At 63.3% G+C, this 16,074-nt stretch carries 13 protein-coding genes and 1 pseudogene; 7 read left to right on the top strand and 7 right to left on the bottom strand.

All coding sequences use genetic code 11. From position 1 onward, the window contains the following. Window positions 1–95 precede the first annotated feature (95 nt). On the top strand, window positions 96–1,724 hold the full coding sequence (locus tag JQN68_RS01345) for a HEAT repeat domain-containing protein (protein ID WP_225073183.1): 1,629 nt from the start codon (window positions 96–98) through the stop codon (window positions 1,722–1,724). A 5-nt stretch (window positions 1,725–1,729) separates the two neighbouring features. Next, entirely contained in the window at window positions 1,730–3,064 is a 1,335-nt protein-coding gene (locus JQN68_RS01340) for an HD-GYP domain-containing protein (protein ID WP_225073184.1), read from the top strand. 18 nt (window positions 3,065–3,082) lie between these two features. On the opposite strand, the gene JQN68_RS01335 is transcribed toward JQN68_RS01340, so the two are convergent. Both JQN68_RS01335 and JQN68_RS01330 read right to left on the bottom strand, forming a co-directional pair. Continuing rightward, window positions 3,083–3,679: a HEAT repeat domain-containing protein gene (locus JQN68_RS01335; RefSeq protein WP_225073185.1), complete on the bottom strand. Its 597-nt coding sequence runs from the start codon at window positions 3,677–3,679 to the stop codon at window positions 3,083–3,085. Between the two features lie 42 nt (window positions 3,680–3,721). Then, window positions 3,722–4,702, bottom strand: a complete 981-nt coding sequence (locus JQN68_RS01330; RefSeq protein ID WP_225073186.1) for a class II fructose-bisphosphate aldolase — start codon at window positions 4,700–4,702, stop codon at window positions 3,722–3,724. A gap of 398 nt (window positions 4,703–5,100) precedes the next feature. Between JQN68_RS01330 and JQN68_RS01325 the strand changes: the two genes are divergently transcribed. Further along, window positions 5,101–6,546 carry a glyceraldehyde-3-phosphate dehydrogenase gene (locus tag JQN68_RS01325; RefSeq protein WP_225073187.1) on the top strand — a complete coding sequence of 482 codons (1,446 nt, stop codon included), beginning with the start codon at window positions 5,101–5,103 and terminating at the stop codon, window positions 6,544–6,546. A gap of 308 nt (window positions 6,547–6,854) precedes the next feature. Here the strand turns inward: JQN68_RS01325 and rpsU are convergent. Both rpsU and JQN68_RS01315 read right to left on the bottom strand, forming a co-directional pair. After that, window positions 6,855–7,031: pseudogene (gene rpsU / locus JQN68_RS01320) on the bottom strand (30S ribosomal protein S21); the annotation flags it as partial. Window positions 7,032–7,208: 177 nt separating this feature from the next. Continuing rightward, a complete protein-coding gene (locus JQN68_RS01315) occupies window positions 7,209–8,324 on the bottom strand; it encodes a THUMP domain-containing class I SAM-dependent RNA methyltransferase (RefSeq protein ID WP_225073189.1) in 1,116 nt (371 codons plus the stop codon). 153 nt (window positions 8,325–8,477) lie between these two features. Between JQN68_RS01315 and JQN68_RS01310 the strand changes: the two genes are divergently transcribed. Then, window positions 8,478–9,377 carry an ATP-binding protein gene (locus JQN68_RS01310; RefSeq protein ID WP_225073190.1) on the top strand — a complete coding sequence of 300 codons (900 nt, stop codon included), beginning with the start codon at window positions 8,478–8,480 and terminating at the stop codon, window positions 9,375–9,377. A gap of 116 nt (window positions 9,378–9,493) precedes the next feature. Continuing rightward, window positions 9,494–10,198, top strand: a complete 705-nt coding sequence (locus JQN68_RS01305; protein WP_225073191.1) for a PilZ domain-containing protein — start codon at window positions 9,494–9,496, stop codon at window positions 10,196–10,198. Window positions 10,199–10,562: 364 nt separating this feature from the next. On the opposite strand, the gene aat is transcribed toward JQN68_RS01305, so the two are convergent. Genes aat through JQN68_RS01290 form a run of 3 tightly spaced genes read right to left on the bottom strand, consistent with a single transcriptional unit; the run spans window position 10,563 to window position 13,836 of the window. Then, on the bottom strand, window positions 10,563–11,252 hold the full coding sequence (aat, locus tag JQN68_RS01300; RefSeq protein ID WP_225073192.1) for a leucyl/phenylalanyl-tRNA--protein transferase: 690 nt from the start codon (window positions 11,250–11,252) through the stop codon (window positions 10,563–10,565). Window positions 11,253–11,275: 23 nt separating this feature from the next. After that, window positions 11,276–13,510 (bottom strand): ATP-dependent Clp protease ATP-binding subunit ClpA, encoded by a 2,235-nt coding sequence (gene clpA / locus JQN68_RS01295; RefSeq protein ID WP_225073193.1) that lies wholly within the window; start codon window positions 13,508–13,510, stop codon window positions 11,276–11,278. 11 nt (window positions 13,511–13,521) lie between these two features. Next, the gene (locus JQN68_RS01290; RefSeq protein WP_225073194.1) at window positions 13,522–13,836 is read right to left on the bottom strand and encodes an ATP-dependent Clp protease adaptor ClpS; all 315 of its coding nucleotides are present in this window, start codon (window positions 13,834–13,836) and stop codon (window positions 13,522–13,524) included. Between the two features lie 207 nt (window positions 13,837–14,043). On the opposite strand from JQN68_RS01290, the gene hflK reads away from it, so the two are divergent. Both hflK and hflC read left to right on the top strand, forming a co-directional pair. Beyond that, complete coding sequence (gene hflK, locus JQN68_RS01285) at window positions 14,044–15,093, top strand: FtsH protease activity modulator HflK (protein ID WP_225073195.1); 1,050 nt, start codon at window positions 14,044–14,046, stop codon at window positions 15,091–15,093. Then, entirely contained in the window at window positions 15,093–16,019 is a 927-nt protein-coding gene (gene hflC / locus JQN68_RS01280; protein ID WP_225073207.1) for a protease modulator HflC, read from the top strand. The genes hflK and hflC overlap by 1 nt, the downstream gene beginning before the upstream one ends. The last annotated feature ends 55 nt before the right edge of the window (window positions 16,020–16,074 follow it).

Here is a 16,074-nt window from a genome sequence, read left to right as displayed (position 1 = left end):
GGGCCGCTGGCGTAAAACCCTCTGGACAACACCTCGCCCAAAAGCTATGGTTAGCGTTACCGTCAACCCCGCTTCAACCAGGGGAGCATGCCTGAGTGACCCATCCATCCACCACATCGCTGCCCTTGCAGACGCTGCCGGCAGCTTTGATCAAACTGGTCAAGTTGATCAAAACGGTGCGCTATTATCCCCCCGGCCACCCGGCCCTGCAGGAGATCGGCCAGACGACCCTGCAGGTCTTCCTGCCCTTGCTGCAGGCCGGCAACCTGATCCTGCAGATCCGCAAGGACGCCTTTCTGCTGGATGAGACGCCGGTCGGCCAGGATCTGCCGGCGGTGAAAAGTCTGGCCCATTTTCTGTTCGCCCGGCGGGTGCAGCGCCTGCTGTTCATGCAGGACCTGTCGGTGCGCGACCTCAATGCCTTCGCCCGCTGTGTGGCCCTGCAACCGGCGGCCATCCAGCAGCAGGGCGGCCTCCAGGAACTGTTGCTGACGGAACAGGTTACCGGCCTCTGGGTCAATGAAATCGATCTGCGCCGCATTCAGGCCGAGCGCGACCGCATCGCCGACCAGCAGAACGTCACCGGCAACGGTGCGGGGGATGCGCCGCAACCGGACGGCGCGACGGACTCCGGCATCGAGAGCGGCTCCGGCATCGAGGGGCCGGACCAGGATTGGAATAGTTCCCTGGAAGAGATCCTGGCCGACCAGCTATCCTTCGAGCAGCTGTTGAGCCAGTTGCCGAATGAACGATCCGAGCAGCGCTTTCGCATCCTGCTGCGTAAACTGGCCCTGCGGGTGCGCCCCTTTCTGACCGAAGAGGGACTCCCTAAAGTCCTGGCCGCCTTTCGCACCCTGGCCACCATCCTCGGCAACCGGGACATCAGCGTCGGGCGGCGCAATGAGGTGGTACAGACCCTGGCCCAGCTCAGCGACGGCCCGCTGCTGCTGTTCCTGGTCGACAGTCTCTGCCGGCGGGACTGCCCACGGGCGCTGCGCGAGGAGATCATCGGTGTCCTGGCCTCGGTCCAGGAGCGCGCAGTGCCCCTGCTGTGCCAACGCCTGGCCACGGAGGAAAATGCCCAGGCCCGCAAGCTGCTGGCGACGGCACTGGTCCAGCAGGGGCCGAAGGCGGTTCCCGAATTGCTCGGCGCGCTCCGCGACCATCGCTGGTACGTGGTGCGCAATGCCGTTTCGATCCTCGGCCAGATCGGTGATGCCCGGGTTGTGCCCCAGCTGCGCCTCTGCCTGAATCATGCCGACGACCGTATCGTTCGGGAAGCCATCCGCGCCCTGGGGCAACTCGGCGGCAGCCAGGCGGCCCGCAGCCTGCTGCCCCTGCTGGAAGGGAGCAGTCCGGAACTCATCGGCCCGGTCACCCTGGCCCTGGGTGCCATCAGGCATCCGGTCGCCGTGCCGGCCCTGACCGCCATCGTCAAGCAGCCCGACTGGCTCGGCAAGAGGGTCGCCCTCAAGGCCGGGGTCATCAAGGCGCTGGGCCGCATCGCCGGGGAGGAAGCCGTACCGTGCCTGATTCGCCAGTTGCGCAGCAAAGGCCTCTGGCGGCGGAAAAAACAGGAAACGCTACGGGTCCTGGCCGCCCAGGCCCTGGGCGAAATTCGCTGTGACGCGTCGCGGGCCGCCCTGAAAGCCGCCATCCATGACCGCGTCCCGCGTATCAGCCACGCGGCTCGTCAAGCCCTGGCACACTGGCCGGAAGAATGACCTCCATGTCCGCTGATGCCTGCCACAAACTGGTCGCCGCTCTGGCCGGGGCCCTCAAGGGGTTGCGCCTCTACCCGCTGCAGCACCCCATCATCCGCAAGCAGTTCCAGGAACTGACCGAACGCCTGCAACAGCTCCTTGCCGACCGGGAACAGCTGCCGCTGGGCTTGTTGGACGGCACCCTGTTTGCGGCCGAACAGTTGTTCGCCGAACCCTTCCCGGCGGCCGAGAGTATCGGTCAACGCCTGCAGGAACTGGAAATCATCGGCCTGGAATTCCTGCCGGGCATCGGTGAGGACGAGTTGCGCGTCCTGCTGCAGGGAATCAACCAGGGCGCCTTCAACGGGCCGGATGCCCTGGTCGACTTCTTGCGGGAACAGAAGCTCCGGCACGTCCGGCTGCTTTCGGGAGAGGGCGGCGAAGATTCGGGGGAAGGCAGCGCCCGGGGCGTCTACGACCGGGCCCTGAAGGTGGTCAACAGCATTTTCCATGATGTCCGCCTGGGCCGCATCCCCTCCTCCGGCGAAGCCAAGCGGGTGGTCAAGGACATGGTCCGCACCACCCTGGCCGATCCCCATGCCCTGTTGGCCCTGAGCATGCTCAAGGACTACGACAACTATACCTTCACCCACTCGGTCAACGTGGCGGTGCTGGCCCTGGCCGTGGGCCGCGCCACCGGCTTCAGCGAGGAGCAATTGCGAACCATCGGCTTCGGCGCCCTGCTGCACGATCTGGGAAAGCTGAAAATCGATCTGGCCATCATCAACAAACCGGCCCGCCTCAGCGAAAGCGAATATCGGGAAATTCTCAAACATCCGCAATTCGGCGCGGCCATTCTGGAACAGATGGAAGGCACACCGGCCGGCTCCCGGGACATCGTCCTGGGCCATCATCTTCACTACGACCGGAAAGGCTACCCGCAGAATTGCGACCTCGGCGGCCCTTTCGATCTCATCGACATCACCACCATCGCCGACACCTACGACGCCATCACCACTCTGCGGCCCTACCAGGCGCCCATTTCGCCCCGCCAAGCCATTCAGGAACTGCGCGGGCTGTCCGGCACCCTGCTGCATCCCGACTACCTGGAAGCGTTCATTTTCTCCCTCGGCAACAATCCCGTCGGCACCCTGGTACGTCTGGACAACAATGAAATCGGACTGGTAAACAAGGTCGGCCTGGACGATCCCAATGCGGTGGAGCTGAAAATCCTCTTTGATCGGGAGGGCCGGCCCCTGGCACAACCCGTACCGCTGCACCTGCCCGCCTCGGAACAGACCCGGATGGTCGCCGAAGTCGACCCCTTTCTCAAGGGCGTGAACCTGGCGCAGCATTTCTGAACGGAATTGCCGGCCATTTTACGAAGCGGCCGGCGCCTCCTCCCCGTCGCCCAGGGACAATTCCCCCAAGGCCCGGGCGGCTGCCCGCCGCACCGCGGGACGCGCATCGCCGGTCAGTCTCAATAGCGGCGCATGCGCCTCCGGCGCGCCGATGCGACCCAGGGAAGCGGCCGCCTGCCCGACCAGCTGCTCGTCCGGATCATCGAGCACCGCGAGCAGACAGGGTACCAGGCGCCGATCCTGAAAATGTCCCAGGGCTTCGGCGGCCTGAACCCGTACCGCGGGATGCGGATCCTTCAGGCAGGGGACCATATGTCCCAGGGTCTTCGCATGCTGCTTGCGTCCCAGCACCTGCAGGGCGACACAGCGCAAATCAGCATCGGCATGCTTGAGGGCGGCCAGCAGCGGAGAGAAAACCCGCGGACTGTGAATCGTCTCCAGGGCCATCAGGGCACGTACCTGTTCGCCGCGCCGGCCGTTCTGCAGCACCTGCAACACGTCCTTGAGCGCCATGGCGGCTTCCAGCCGCTCGAGGGCCTGCGCGGCCGCCTCGCGCACGCCCTGATCCGGATCCCGCAACAGCTCCCTCAATACCACCCGGCGTTGATGCAACATGAGATGCAGCCCGTTTTGCTAAAGGTTTCAGGATTCTGGGCTTCAGGCCCTTCCGGCGCTGCCGACCACGTGGGTATTTTTATGCCGGATCAGAGCCACCAGCTCCTGCCGGGCCGCCCCCAGGTACTTGCGCGGATCGAACTCCTCCGGATGGTTGGCCAGATATTCGCGCACCTTGGCCGTCACCGCCAGGCGACCGTCGGAATCGATATTGATTTTGCATACGGCGCTTTGCGCGGCGCGCCGCAACTGCTCTTCGGAGATACCGACCGCCCCTTCCAGCCGACCGCCATAGCGGTTGATGAGATCGACGTAGGCGGGCACCACGCTGGAAGCGCCGTGCAGGACGATGGGAAAGCCGGGGATGCGGCGCTCCACCTCCGCCAGGATGTCGAACCGCAGGGGCGGCGGCTCCTGGCCCGGCTTGACCTTGAATTTGTAGGCGCCATGGCTGGTACCGATGGAGATGGCCAGGGAATCGACCCCGGTGCGAGTCACGAAGTCTTCCACTTCCTCGGGTTGGGTATAGGTCGAATGCTCCGCCGATACCTCATCCTCGATGCCGGCCAGAACGCCAAGTTCGCCCTCCACCGTGACGTCATGGGCATGGGCGAATTCCACCACGCGCCGGGTCAGGGCCACGTTTTCGTCGTAGGGCAGGTGGGATCCGTCAATCATGACCGAGGAGAACCCCGACTCGATGCAGGACTGACAGAGTTCGAAGGAGTCGCCATGATCCAGGTGCAGGGCCACGGGGATGGCCGAGCCCTGTTCGCGGGCCATCTCCACGGCACCGAGGGCCATGTGCCGCAGCATGGTCGCATTGGCGTATTGACGCGCGCCCTTGCTGACCTGGATGATGACCGGCGAAGCGGTTTCCGAGCAGGCCTGGATGATGGCCTGCAACTGTTCGAGGTTGTTGAAATTATATGCCGGAATCGCGTAGCCGTCCGCCATTGCCCGGGCAAACATGTCACGCGTGTTGACCAGCCCCAGTGCCCGATAAAATGCCTTGTCCGCCATGGCTTTGTCCTCCTTCTATGACGAGCGCTGAATCATGACCGCAGGAAGGCACGCCGCAGCCCGCAAACGGGGACAGCATGCCATATCGAGTAAAAAGTAACAAAAAATAGCAATAAATGGGTTGAAAAGGCAAGTTGTCCGGTTTAAAATGAGTGTATTTTAAATGCCCCCAAAACCACCCGGACACGCTGCCGTACTTGAACCCGGCCCAAGCCGAAACCGGCACGGTCCGCACCGGGCAACAGCACCATTAATATCAGAACGACATCATAAGTCCAGTTGAAACTGGCCCGCATCTGGCGTAAAAGTTTCTTGAAACGCATGCGGGCTTTGTTTACGATGTACCGCTTTTATCCAGGACGGGGTTGACGAATCAGCATCCAGACAAGGGAGCAGCCATGACCATCGAGAAACAGGAAGCGTATCTGAAAAACTGGATCAATCAGGATGAAACGGCCGAAGCGATGTTGCCGCTGATTGGCCATCTATATCGGGATCGGGGTGTCAACATCAACGTCTATGGGCAGTCGCTGGTCAACCAAACGGTCATCGGCGTGCTCAATGCCCATCAATTCGCTCAACAGGTCCTGGAAAGCCAGCTTTCGGTCCTCGATACCTTCCCCATTCTGCAGGCTTTGAGCCGGCTCGACCTTTCTCCCTGCCGCGTCGACATCGGCAAGCTGACGGTCCGGTTCCGGGCCCAGGGCAACGGCACCCCGTTGGAAGATTTCGTGCGCCAGGAACTGATGCCGGTCAACAAGGGCAAAAACGCCCTGTTGAAGGAACCCCAGGACGTGGTGCTGTACGGTTTCGGCCGGGTCGGCCGCCTGCTGGCCCGTTTGCTCATTGAAAAAACCGGCGGCGGCGACAAACTGCGCCTGCGCGCCATCGTGGTCCGCAAAGGTTCCGATGAAGACCTCATGAAACGCGCCAGCCTGCTGGAGCGGGATTCGGTCCACGGGCCGTTCAACGCCGTCATCACCCTGGACAAGGAAGAAAACGCCATTATCGCCAACGGCAACATGGTGCGCCTGATCTATGCCAACAGCCCCGACGGCATCGACTATACCCAGTACGGCATCCACAACGCCATCGTCATCGACAACACCGGCAAGTGGCGGGATCGGGCCGGCCTGGGCCTGCATCTGCAGTCCCAGGGTGTCGCCAAGGTCATTCTCACCGCACCGGGCAAAGGCGATATTCCCAATATCGTATTCGGCATCAATCACCACGAGGTCAATGGCGACGAGACCATCTATTCCGCCGCCAGTTGCACCACCAACGCCGTGGTACCGGTACTCAAAGCCGTCAACGATCGTTTCGGCGTGGTCAACGGCCACCTTGAAACCTGTCATTCCTACACCAATGACCAGAACCTTATCGACAACTACCATAAAGGGGACCGCCGCGGCCGCGCCGCCGCCCTGAACATGGTTCTCACCTCCACCGGCGCCGCCCAGGCGGTGGCCAAGGCGCTGCCGGAACTGGCCGGCAAGCTGACCGGCAACGCCATCCGCGTGCCGGTCCCCAATGTCTCCCTGGCGGTGGTCAACCTGACCCTGGCCAAGGAAACCAGCGTGTCGGAACTGAACGATCACCTGCGGGACACGGCCCTGCATTCGCCCCTGCAGAACCAGATTGCCTTCGTCAACTCACCGGAACTGGTCAGCAGCGACTTCATCGGCTCGCGCCATGCCGGGGTGGTCGACTCCCTGGCGACCATCGTAACCGGCAACCGCTGCGTGCTGTATGTCTGGTACGACAATGAATTCGGTTACGCATCCCAGGTGGTGCGGCTGCTGCAAAAGATCGCCGGACTGGAACTGCCGGTCATCCCGGCATAGCCAATCTTTCCCGGCACCGTAAAAATACCCATGCCGGCATCCTTCGGATGCCGGCACCTAGTGTCTCTTGCGGTTAGTCGTGTCAAGAAATTCCGAGAGATTTTGGTTGCTGGCAAGGCGCGCCGACGCAGGCCTAGCCAGAGTTAAGCCGAGAAGGCGGAACGCAGCCAGCGACCAAAAGGGCCGGAATTTGAAGACCGGACTGACCGCACGGGACACTAACAACAGAAAGGGCCGGTCAACACAAGGTGACCGGCCCTTCAATTTTGTCGAAAAAGTCCTGCGAGGTATCAGGATTTCTTCATCAGGCGGAGCTTCTTCCGCAAACGCCGCTGCGCTTCTTTTTCCTTGCGCTTACGCTTGACGCTGGGCTTTTCATAGAATTTCCGCTGTTTCATTTCACGGAACAGCCCTTCCTGTTGCAGCTTGCGCTTGAGCACCCGGATGGCTTTTTCAACGTTGTTGTCGACAACCTGTATTTCCACGGAACTTCACCTCGCTTTCCCCGTTTCATCTCCTCGCCGTGCAAGCATGGCAAGGAGCGTGATTATATGTTCCAATTGTCAAAAAATCAAGGAAAAATTCGCTATATTTCACCATTGGCGCCCGCCCGGACGCTGCCCGCGGCCGGTCCCGAAGCGATGACGTTCCCCGCAGGTTGGTTACAGTTCCGTCTGGTACAGACCGATTTCGATGCCGCCGTTGTGGAGCCGCTCCAGCTGCCGCCAGGGCAGACCGGTGGCTGCCAGCAAGCTTCCCCCGGGGCACAGCAGAGCGCCCCGCCAGCCTTTAAAGTCACGGCGATAGGCTTGGCCGATCTGCTGATAAAGGGTTACCAGCCCGGCCGCATCGCCGAGGCGGGCGCCATAGGGAGGATTACAGATCACCAGGCCCGGCCCGGCCACCGCATCGCCCTGTTCGATGGCCGCCTGCTGCCAGACGACCTGGGCGGCCACATCGGCCCGCGCGGCGTTGGCGCGGGCCGCGGCCAGCACCTCGGCGTCCTGGTCCCGGCCCAACAGCAACGGCAGGCTCTGCCCGACCCTTTCAGACCGACGGGCCTGCTCCATCAGCGCGCCCCACAAGCCGGGCCGGAAATGGGGCCAGTGCATGAAGGCGAAGGACCGCAACAGGCCCGGCGCCCGCTGCCGGGCCAACAGGGCTCCCTCGATGACCAGGGTTCCCGACCCGCACATGGGATCCACCAGGGGACCACGCCCATCCCACCCCAGGCGCAGCAGGGCCCCGGCAGCCAAAGTTTCCCGCAAGGGGGCCGCCCCAACGGCCTCGCGGTAGCCCCGCCGGTGCAGCAAATCGCCGCTGCTGTCCACGGATACCTGGCAGACATCCTGATCCAGGCGCACTACCAGCAATTGCGGGTCGCCCGCCGCCGCCGGGAGCGCATTCAGGACCCGTTGCAGGGCCTCCTGCAGGGTTGCGGCGATGCGGTCGGTATGCATCAAGCGGGAAGCATGACTGGTGACCCGCAGCCGCACCGGGGTGGCCGGCCGGATGAAACGCCCCCAGGGCAGGCGCAGGGCCTTGCGATACAGCTCGGGAAAATCCCGGCAGCGGAATTCCCCCAGCCGGACCAGCACCCGACCGGCGCTGCGCAGCCACAGATTGGCCCGATAGAGCTCGGCCGGTCCGCCCTCAAAGGCCACCCCGCCGGACTCCATGTACACTCCCGGCAGACCGAGCTCCTGCAATTCGCCGGCACAGACCGACTCCAGGCCGGGCGCCGTTACCGCAAACATCTGCATGATTGGCTTTGCCATGTAATTCCTTCCTGTCACGCCGGACAACCGGGGTTGTAGCACAAACTTCGTGGCCAGGCCAGGGCCTTCATACATCTTTTCCCGGGTCCGGTCGCCCGGATTCTGCTATGATGGCAGGGCCCGCCGGGCTATCTTTGCAAGGAGTCGCATGTCATGATCAACGATACCGTGGAAATCGATTGGGAATACCTGCTGGAACGCCTCGACCGCATGCTCGATTTGGGCGAGGAATACCTGACCCGCCAATTGGCCCTCTATGAACTGGAGGCGGGCATCTTTCAGGAATTCATCGCCTTGCGCTGGCGCTCGCGTGGCGAAGGCGGCGTGCTGGAAGGAGTCGCATTTCCCGATCTGCCCGACCACACGGATCTGCTCGGCATCGACGGCGCCCTGCGCCGCCTGCATCGCAACACCGAACAGTTCGTGCGCGGGCTGCCGGCCAACAACGTCCTGCTCTGGGGCGAGCGGGGCAGCGGCAAGTCGTCGGCGGTGAAAAGCCTGCTGCCGGTATTCGCCAAGCGCGGCCTGCGATTGATTGAGGTGCAGAAGGACGACCTGTACCAGTTGCCGCGCATCACCGCCCTGCTGCGCCAACAGCCCTTCCGGTTCATCCTGTTCTGCGACGATCTGGCCTTTGCCGACGCCGAGCACAACTATCGGGAACTCAAGGCTCTCCTCGAAGGGAGTCTGGAATCGCGGGCCGCCAACATCCTGGTTTACGCCACCAGCAACCGGCGCCATCTGCTGCCGGAGCATTTTCAGGACGTGCTCGCCGATCAGGAGATTCATCCGGAAGAAACCGTGGCGGAAAAAATCTCCCTGTCCGATCGGTTCGGCCTCACCATCGGCTTCTACCCCATGGATCAGGACACCTACCTGGCCATCTGCCGGCATCTGGCCGCCAAGCGCAACCTGGCCATGGACGAACCGCAACTGACCACCGCCGCCCTGCGCTGGGCCCTGTCACGCGGCGCCCGCTCCGGCCGGGTGGCCCGTCAATTCATGGATGACCTGACCGGACGCCTGGGCTTGGCGGAACCGGACGATAAATAATATCCAATTAAACAATGGTACAGGATTTGCTTTTGAGTCCCGGGTTACCGGCTGCGAATTCCCTCAACGCCCTTCAGCTTTCAGTCTTCACCAGCCTGAACCAACCGGGAGAGTTCATGTTCAAACGCTATTTTCGACCGGGACAGAAAGTCCAACTTTGCCTGGCCAGTCCGGCCCGGGGCGATGATCGACTGGAAACCCTGACCGGCTACTGCCAGGAAATCCACGAAGGACTCTGCCTCATCGCCCTGCCCTATCCCTGTGCGGCCGACGAACCCCTGCTGTGGAAACCCGGCACCCCCGTCGAATTGTTTTCCGATAACCGCGGTCTCGGTCTGCGCGCCGCGGCCACCCTGGAGCGGCAGGTGGAACCCGGCCTGTTGCGATTTCGTCTGAACGGCGATCTCAACCTGTTCCAGCGGCGACCCCGGCAGCGCCTCAATGCCACCATCGGCATCCGTTTCAGCCGTGCCGTAGCCCCCCTGTCCGCCGCGCGACTGCAATGGTCCAGGCAACTGGCCGCCATCGTCGAGTCCCCCGCCGGGCCGCCGCCGACCCTGCCCCGCGGCTTGGTCAACCTCAGCACCGGAGGCATTCGCCTGGGCTTTAAAAACCCGCTGCAGGTGGCCGACCTGTGCCTCATGCTGCTGCAGTTCGAACCGGCCACGCCCCCCATCTGCACCCTGGCCGAAACCGTCTGGGTCGAAAAGCATGAGACGGGCACCTGCACGGCCGGACTGCAATTCGCCAAAATTCTGGCTCGGGATCAGGAACGCATCGAACGCTTCATTCGCGAGCGGCAGCGCAGCGCGCCACGGTGACCCGGATCAAGCCCTTGCCCGGCGCCGTGAAAACACCGGGGGCAGACGGTCATTTCACCACGATGGCCGACTGCCCCCGATGGTTCGCATAAGGTTAGAACACGATTAGCTTTTTTCCGCGAAACCCGCATCCGCCCGGTGGCACATTGTTGCCGGGCCCCGTAAATCCCCTCGAAACAAATCCACAACACATTGATTTATAGTGCTTTTCTCGATTCATCCACAGGTTCGTGGAAAACCCTGTGGGGAACATGCCGGATGAACCTCGCGATCCCCCGTCGCTGGCGGATTTGTGGCATTTTGCATAATTTTTATGCAGCAACCGTCGGTCTGAAAAGGCCATTGCAGGCGGCGGAAATGGGACTTACACCAAGGCGGGCATGGGACGGGGGGAGGTTGAAGGGCGGACCTCGAGAGCGCGCAGCCGTGCCATGAATTCGCGTCGGGGAATATTGCGGGCGCCGAGGGCCAACAGGTGCGGCGAGGGCTGTTGACAATCGAACAGGCCGACCCCGACCTCCACCAGGCGCCGGCAGAGGGCGACCAGGGCCACCCGGGAAGCGCCGGACCGGAAGCGGAACATGGACTCGCCGAAAAAGCACCGTCCCAAACCGACGCCGTAGAGTCCGCCGACCAACTCGTCCCCGAGCCAGCTTTCCACCGAATGGGCATAGCCCATGGCATGCAGCCGCAGGTAGGCCTGCTCCATGTCCGCCGTGATCCAGGTCCCGGGCCCGACAGTGCGCGGCATGGTCGCGCAGGCCCTCATCACCGCGGCAAAGGCCTGGTTGAAGGTGACCCGGAAATCATGCCCCCGCAGGCTCCGGCGCAGGCTGCGGGAATAGCGCAATGCGGCCGGGTCGAGCACGCAACGGGGTTCCGGTGCCCACCACAGAATGGGCTCGCCGTCGTTGTACCAGGGGAAGATGCCGAGGCTGTAGGCCAGCAGCAGGCGGCGCGGGCTCAGATCGCCGCCCAGGGCGAGCAGGCCGCAGGGTTCGGCCCGCTCCGTCGGAGGAAAAATCAGTTCATCCACGAGTTGGTAGACCGGCATGTGGAAACCCTGTTGACAGCCTGTCAGTCGAAGCGGAACTGCAGGGACCCGGCTCGCATCCCGACCCGCACCGTGCCGCCCTCGACCAGGGCGCCGAACAACATTTCCCGCGCCACGGCATCGCTGATTTCCTGCTCGATGAGCCGCCCCAGGGGCCGCGCTCCGAAGCGGGGATCGTAGCCCTTTTCCGCCAGCCAGGCCCGTGCCGCCGGCGACACGGCCAGAGTCACCCGGCGCTCCGCCAGACGCAGACGCAACTGATCGAGAAACTTGTCCACAATCCGGAGCATGGTTTCCCGGCCCAGGGGCTGAAAGGAAATGATGGCGTCCAGACGGTTGCGGAACTCCGGTGAAAAAGCCTGCTCGACCGCATGACGGGGAACCCCGGCCGTCGTCGATCCGAAACCGATGGGGTTGGCGCTCATTTCCCGGCCGCCGGCATTGCTGGTCATGATCAACACCAGATTGCGGAAATCGGCCTGCTTGCCGTTGTTGTCCGTCAGAGTGCCATGGTCCATGACCTGCAGCAGGATGCTGAACAGGTCGGGATGGGCCTTCTCGATTTCGTCCAGCAACAGCACCGCATGGGGCTGCTTGACCACCGCATCCGTCAGCAGGCCGCCCTGGTCGAAGCCGACGTAGCCCGGCGGGGCGCCGATGAGCCGCGAGACCGAGTGCTTCTCCATGTATTCGCTCATGTCGAAGCGGATGAATTCGACCCCCAGCTGCAGGGCCAGCTGACGCGCCACCTCGGTCTTGCCGACTCCGGTGGGGCCGGTGAACAGGAAGGAGCCGGTGGGTTTGTCGGGATTGCCGAGACCGGCCCGCCCCCGCAGTACCGCCCGGCACAGGGCGTCGATGGCCTGGTCCTGGCCGAACACCTGACGCTTCAGATCCCGATCCAGGTGCTTGAGGCGCTTGCGATCGGACACCGAGACGCTGCGCTCGGGGATGCGGGCCATGGCGGCGACCACCTTTTCCACCGCCGCCACGTCGGCCACCTGGCCGCCGGCCAGGCGCAGGGCCGCCCCGACCTCGTCGATGACGTCGATGGCCTTGTCCGGCAGGTGGCGGAAGTTGATGTGGCGCGCCGCCAGTTCCACCGCCGCCCGCAGGGCTTCATCCGTATAGCGGATACCGTGGTGGGCTTCGTAGTGCTCGCGCAGGCCCTGCAGAATGGCCACGGTCTCCTCGACGCTCGGCTCCAGGATGTCGATCTTCTGGAAGCGGCGCGACAGAGCGCGGTCCTTGTCGAACAGGTTCTTGTATTCTTCGTAGGTGGTGGAACCGATACAGCGCAGGGAGCCGTTGCCCAGCACCGGCTTGAGGATGTTGGAGGCATCCAGGGAGCCGCCGCTGGTGGCGCCGGCACCGACCACGGTATGAATCTCGTCGATGAACAGAATGGCCTCGGGACGCTGCTCGAGGGCGTTGATGACCGCCTTGATGCGCTCCTCGAAATCGCCGCGGAACTTGGTGCCGGCCAGCAGGGCGCCCATGTCCAGGGCGTAGATTTCGCAATCCCGCAACAGGTCGGGCACCTCGCCGCGACTGATGCGCAGGGCCAGGCCCTCGGCCATGGCGGTCTTGCCGACCCCGGCCTCGCCGACGTAGATGGGATTGTTCTTGCGCCGCCGGCAGAGCACCTGCACGGTCCGCTCGATCTCGCGGGTGCGGCCGATGAGGGGATCGATGCGCCCTTCCCGGGCCCGCTGCACCAGGTTGACGGTGAAGGCCTCCAGGGGATCGCGGGACGGCGTGCTCTTGCCCTCCCCCGGGGCTTCCTGGTGATCACCCTCCCCCGGCTGCGGGGTCGGCGTCCGATGCACCTTGGTCACGCCGTGGGCGATGAAGTTCAGCACATCCAGCCGCGTCACGCCCTGGCTTTCCAGAAAATAGACCGCGTGGGAGTGTTTTTCCTCGAACATGGCGGCCAGGATATCGCCGATGGTGATCTCCTTTTTGCCGGCCGAATGAAGATGCAGCACCGCCCGCTGCAGCACCCGCTGCAAGCCCAGGGTCTGTTCCGGCACCACCTCGCTGTCCACCGGCAGGCTGGTCAGCTTTTCGGTGAAATAGCCCTCCAGTTCGCCCTTGAGTTCGTCGGGGTCCGCGCCGCAACCGGTCAGCAAGGCCCGCCCCTGGTCCTCGAACAGCATGGCGTACAGGATATGCTCGGTGGTCAGGTATTCATGATGGCGGCGCTGGGCTTCGCGCACCGCCAGGGAAAAGGTAATCTGGACTTCCTGGGCGAACATAACCGCCTCCTTTACGCCTCCTCGAGGCTGCAGCGCAGCGGATAACCGGCGCTGCGCGCCATCTTGTGGACGCGATAGACCTTGGTTTCGGCAACCTCATGGGGATAGGTTCCGCAAACACCGACCCCCTGGGCATGCACGTTGAGCATGATGCGGTTGGCCTCGGCGGCCGGTTTGTGGAATACCGTCTCGAGAACCTGCACAACGAATTCCATGGTGGTGTAATCGTCGTTGTGCATCAACACCCTGAACAGGGACGGTTGCCGGGTGCGCACCGCGCTCTGCTCTTCGGATCCGGTTTCGTTGATAGTCTTCTTGTCGCCCACTGCCTGATGGTCCTTTAGGGTTGCCGATTGGTGCCGACCGCTGGGTTCAACGCTTTTTTTGAATGGTATCACAACTTCCGACGGGGAGCCAACAGGCTGCGAAGGGACCAAAAGCAACCGGTTTTGCTCGTCAATGGATGAAAAACCTGTTATCTTTCCCTGCATCGACACCTCTTGGACCCAACCGTCAACCCACAAGGAGGAACCATGTCCCCACCTGACCGGCAACAGCCCGGCAACCCTGTCGAGGAGTTGCTCCGCCTGCTGGCCCGGCTGCGCGGCCGGCAGGCCGCCGGCCCGCGCACCGGACCCAGTCCCGGCCGGCGCCCCTGGCCGGCCATCCTCATCGGCCTGTTGGTCATCCTCGCCCTGTTCACCTCCCTGTACAAAATCGACACGGAGGAGACCGGCGTCCTGCTGCGCTTCGGAGAATTCGCCGGCTATGCCGAACCGGGCCTGCATCTGAAGCTGCCCTTCGGCATCGATCGGGTCTACCGGGCCGCTACCGGCCGCGTCAACAAGGAGGAGTTCGGCTTCCGTACCCTGCAGACCGGGGTGCGCAGCACCTACGCCAAGAAGGGTTACGAGGATGAATCCCTGACCCTGACCGGCGATCTCAACGTCACCGACGTGGAGTGGATCGTCCAGTATCGCATCGCCGACCCCTTCAAGTTCCTGTTTCACATCCACGACCCGGTTGAGGCCATCCGCGACCTGGCCGAAGCCATGGTGCGCAAGGTCATCGGCTCTTCCAACGTCAACGAGGTGCTGACCACCGACCGGGCCATGCTTTCGACCCTCATTGAGAAGGATCTGCAGGTCTTGCTCGACCAGTACGACATCGGGGTGCGCATCGTCACCGTCAAGTTCCAGGACGTGACCCCGCCCAACCCGGTGAAAAACGCCTTCAACGAGGTCAACGAAGCCGAACAGCAGAAGGAAAGCCTGATCTTCCAGGCCCGCGAACAGTACAACAAAGAAGTGCCCAAAGCCCGCGGCGTCGCCCGCCGGACCATTCTCGAGGCGGAAGGCTATGCCCTGGAGCGCATCAACCAGGCGCGCGGCGAAAGCAGCCGCTTCAGCGCCCTGCTGGCCGAATACCGCAAGGCGCCGGAGGTCACCAAACAGCGCCTGTACCTGGAAACCATGGAGGAGATTCTGCCGAAGTTGAAGGAGATCTATGTCATGGATCGCAAAACCGGAGGCGCCCTGCCCCTGCTGCCCCTGCGCGGCGAACCGAAAGGGGGACAACCGTGATGAAAAAGATCCTGGCACCCATCCTGCTGCTGGCGGCCTTCCTCAGCCTGAGCGCCTTCTTCGTCGTCCAGGAGGGCGAGCAGGCTCTGGTCACCCAGTTCGGCCGCCCCGTCGGCGGCGTCCGCCAGGCCGGCCTGCACGTCAAACTGCCCCTCATCCAGACCGTCCACCGGTTTGAAAAGCGCATCCTGAAATGGGACGGCGACCCCAACCAGATTCCGACCAAGGACAAGCGTTTCATCTGGGTCGACACCACGGCCCGTTGGCGCATTGTCGACCCCCTGCAGTTTTACCGGAGCGTCGCCACCGAAAGAGGCGGTCTGAGCCGCCTGGATGACATCATCGATTCCGTGGTACGCGACGCCGTCTCCGGCCACCTGCTGGTGGAACTGGTGCGCGGCAGCGGCTACCAGGCGCCCGGCGACAGCGTCGAGGTCATCGAACTGGAGGGCACGCCCATCGCCACGGATCAGTTGGTGGGCCGCGAGGAACTCCTGGCCGGCATCCTGGCCAAGGCCAAAACCAGCATGCCGGAATACGGCATCGAACTCATCGACGTGCAGATCAAGCGCATCAATTACGTCGACCAGGTCCGGCAGCGGGTCTATGAACGCATGATCTCGGAACGCAAAAAGGTCGCCGCCCAGTTCCGCTCCGAAGGGGAAGGCGAGAAGGCCGACATCCTCGGCCAGATGGAAAAGGAGCTGAAAAGCATCACCTCGGACGCCTACCGCCAATCCGTGGAGATTCGCGGCAAGGCCGACGCCACGGCGGCGGCCATTTATGCTGCGGCCTACAATCAGGACCGGCAGTTCTACGCCTTTTTGCGCAGCTTGGAAGCCTATCGCAAGAGCACCGGGGAGAACGGTCGCCTGGTGATTTCCACCGACAGCGATTTCTACCGCATCCTGCAGCAGACACCGTAAAGATGGGGGGGCGCGTTGCCCGGCAACGCGCCCCTCATCTTTTCTCAAAAGCGGC

Source organism: Desulfuromonas sp. CSMB_57 (genome assembly GCF_020194955.2).
Lineage (GTDB): Bacteria > Desulfobacterota > Desulfuromonadia > Desulfuromonadales > Syntrophotaleaceae > JAFCIY02.
Note: the sequence above shows the minus strand (reverse complement) of the source record. Positions and strands in the feature narration are given on the sequence as shown.

What these genes read in the sequence shown, in the direction of transcription:
- JQN68_RS01330 (WP_225073186.1), bottom strand. Translation starts at nt 4,702, where the DNA reads ATGGCGGACAAGGCATTTTATCGGGCACTGGGGCTGGTCAACACGCGT.
- hflC (WP_225073207.1), top strand. Translation starts at nt 15,093, where the DNA reads ATGAAAAAGATCCTGGCACCCATCCTGCTGCTGGCGGCCTTCCTCAGC.
- JQN68_RS01315 (WP_225073189.1), bottom strand. Translation starts at nt 8,324, where the DNA reads ATGGCAAAGCCAATCATGCAGATGTTTGCGGTAACGGCGCCCGGCCTG.
- hflK (WP_225073195.1), top strand. Translation starts at nt 14,044, where the DNA reads ATGTCCCCACCTGACCGGCAACAGCCCGGCAACCCTGTCGAGGAGTTG.
- clpA (WP_225073193.1), bottom strand. Translation starts at nt 13,510, where the DNA reads ATGTTCGCCCAGGAAGTCCAGATTACCTTTTCCCTGGCGGTGCGCGAA.
- JQN68_RS01340 (WP_225073184.1), top strand. Translation starts at nt 1,730, where the DNA reads ATGTCCGCTGATGCCTGCCACAAACTGGTCGCCGCTCTGGCCGGGGCC.
- JQN68_RS01310 (WP_225073190.1), top strand. Translation starts at nt 8,478, where the DNA reads ATGATCAACGATACCGTGGAAATCGATTGGGAATACCTGCTGGAACGC.
- aat (WP_225073192.1), bottom strand. Translation starts at nt 11,252, where the DNA reads ATGCCGGTCTACCAACTCGTGGATGAACTGATTTTTCCTCCGACGGAG.
- JQN68_RS01325 (WP_225073187.1), top strand. Translation starts at nt 5,101, where the DNA reads ATGACCATCGAGAAACAGGAAGCGTATCTGAAAAACTGGATCAATCAG.
- JQN68_RS01335 (WP_225073185.1), bottom strand. Translation starts at nt 3,679, where the DNA reads ATGTTGCATCAACGCCGGGTGGTATTGAGGGAGCTGTTGCGGGATCCG.
- JQN68_RS01305 (WP_225073191.1), top strand. Translation starts at nt 9,494, where the DNA reads ATGTTCAAACGCTATTTTCGACCGGGACAGAAAGTCCAACTTTGCCTG.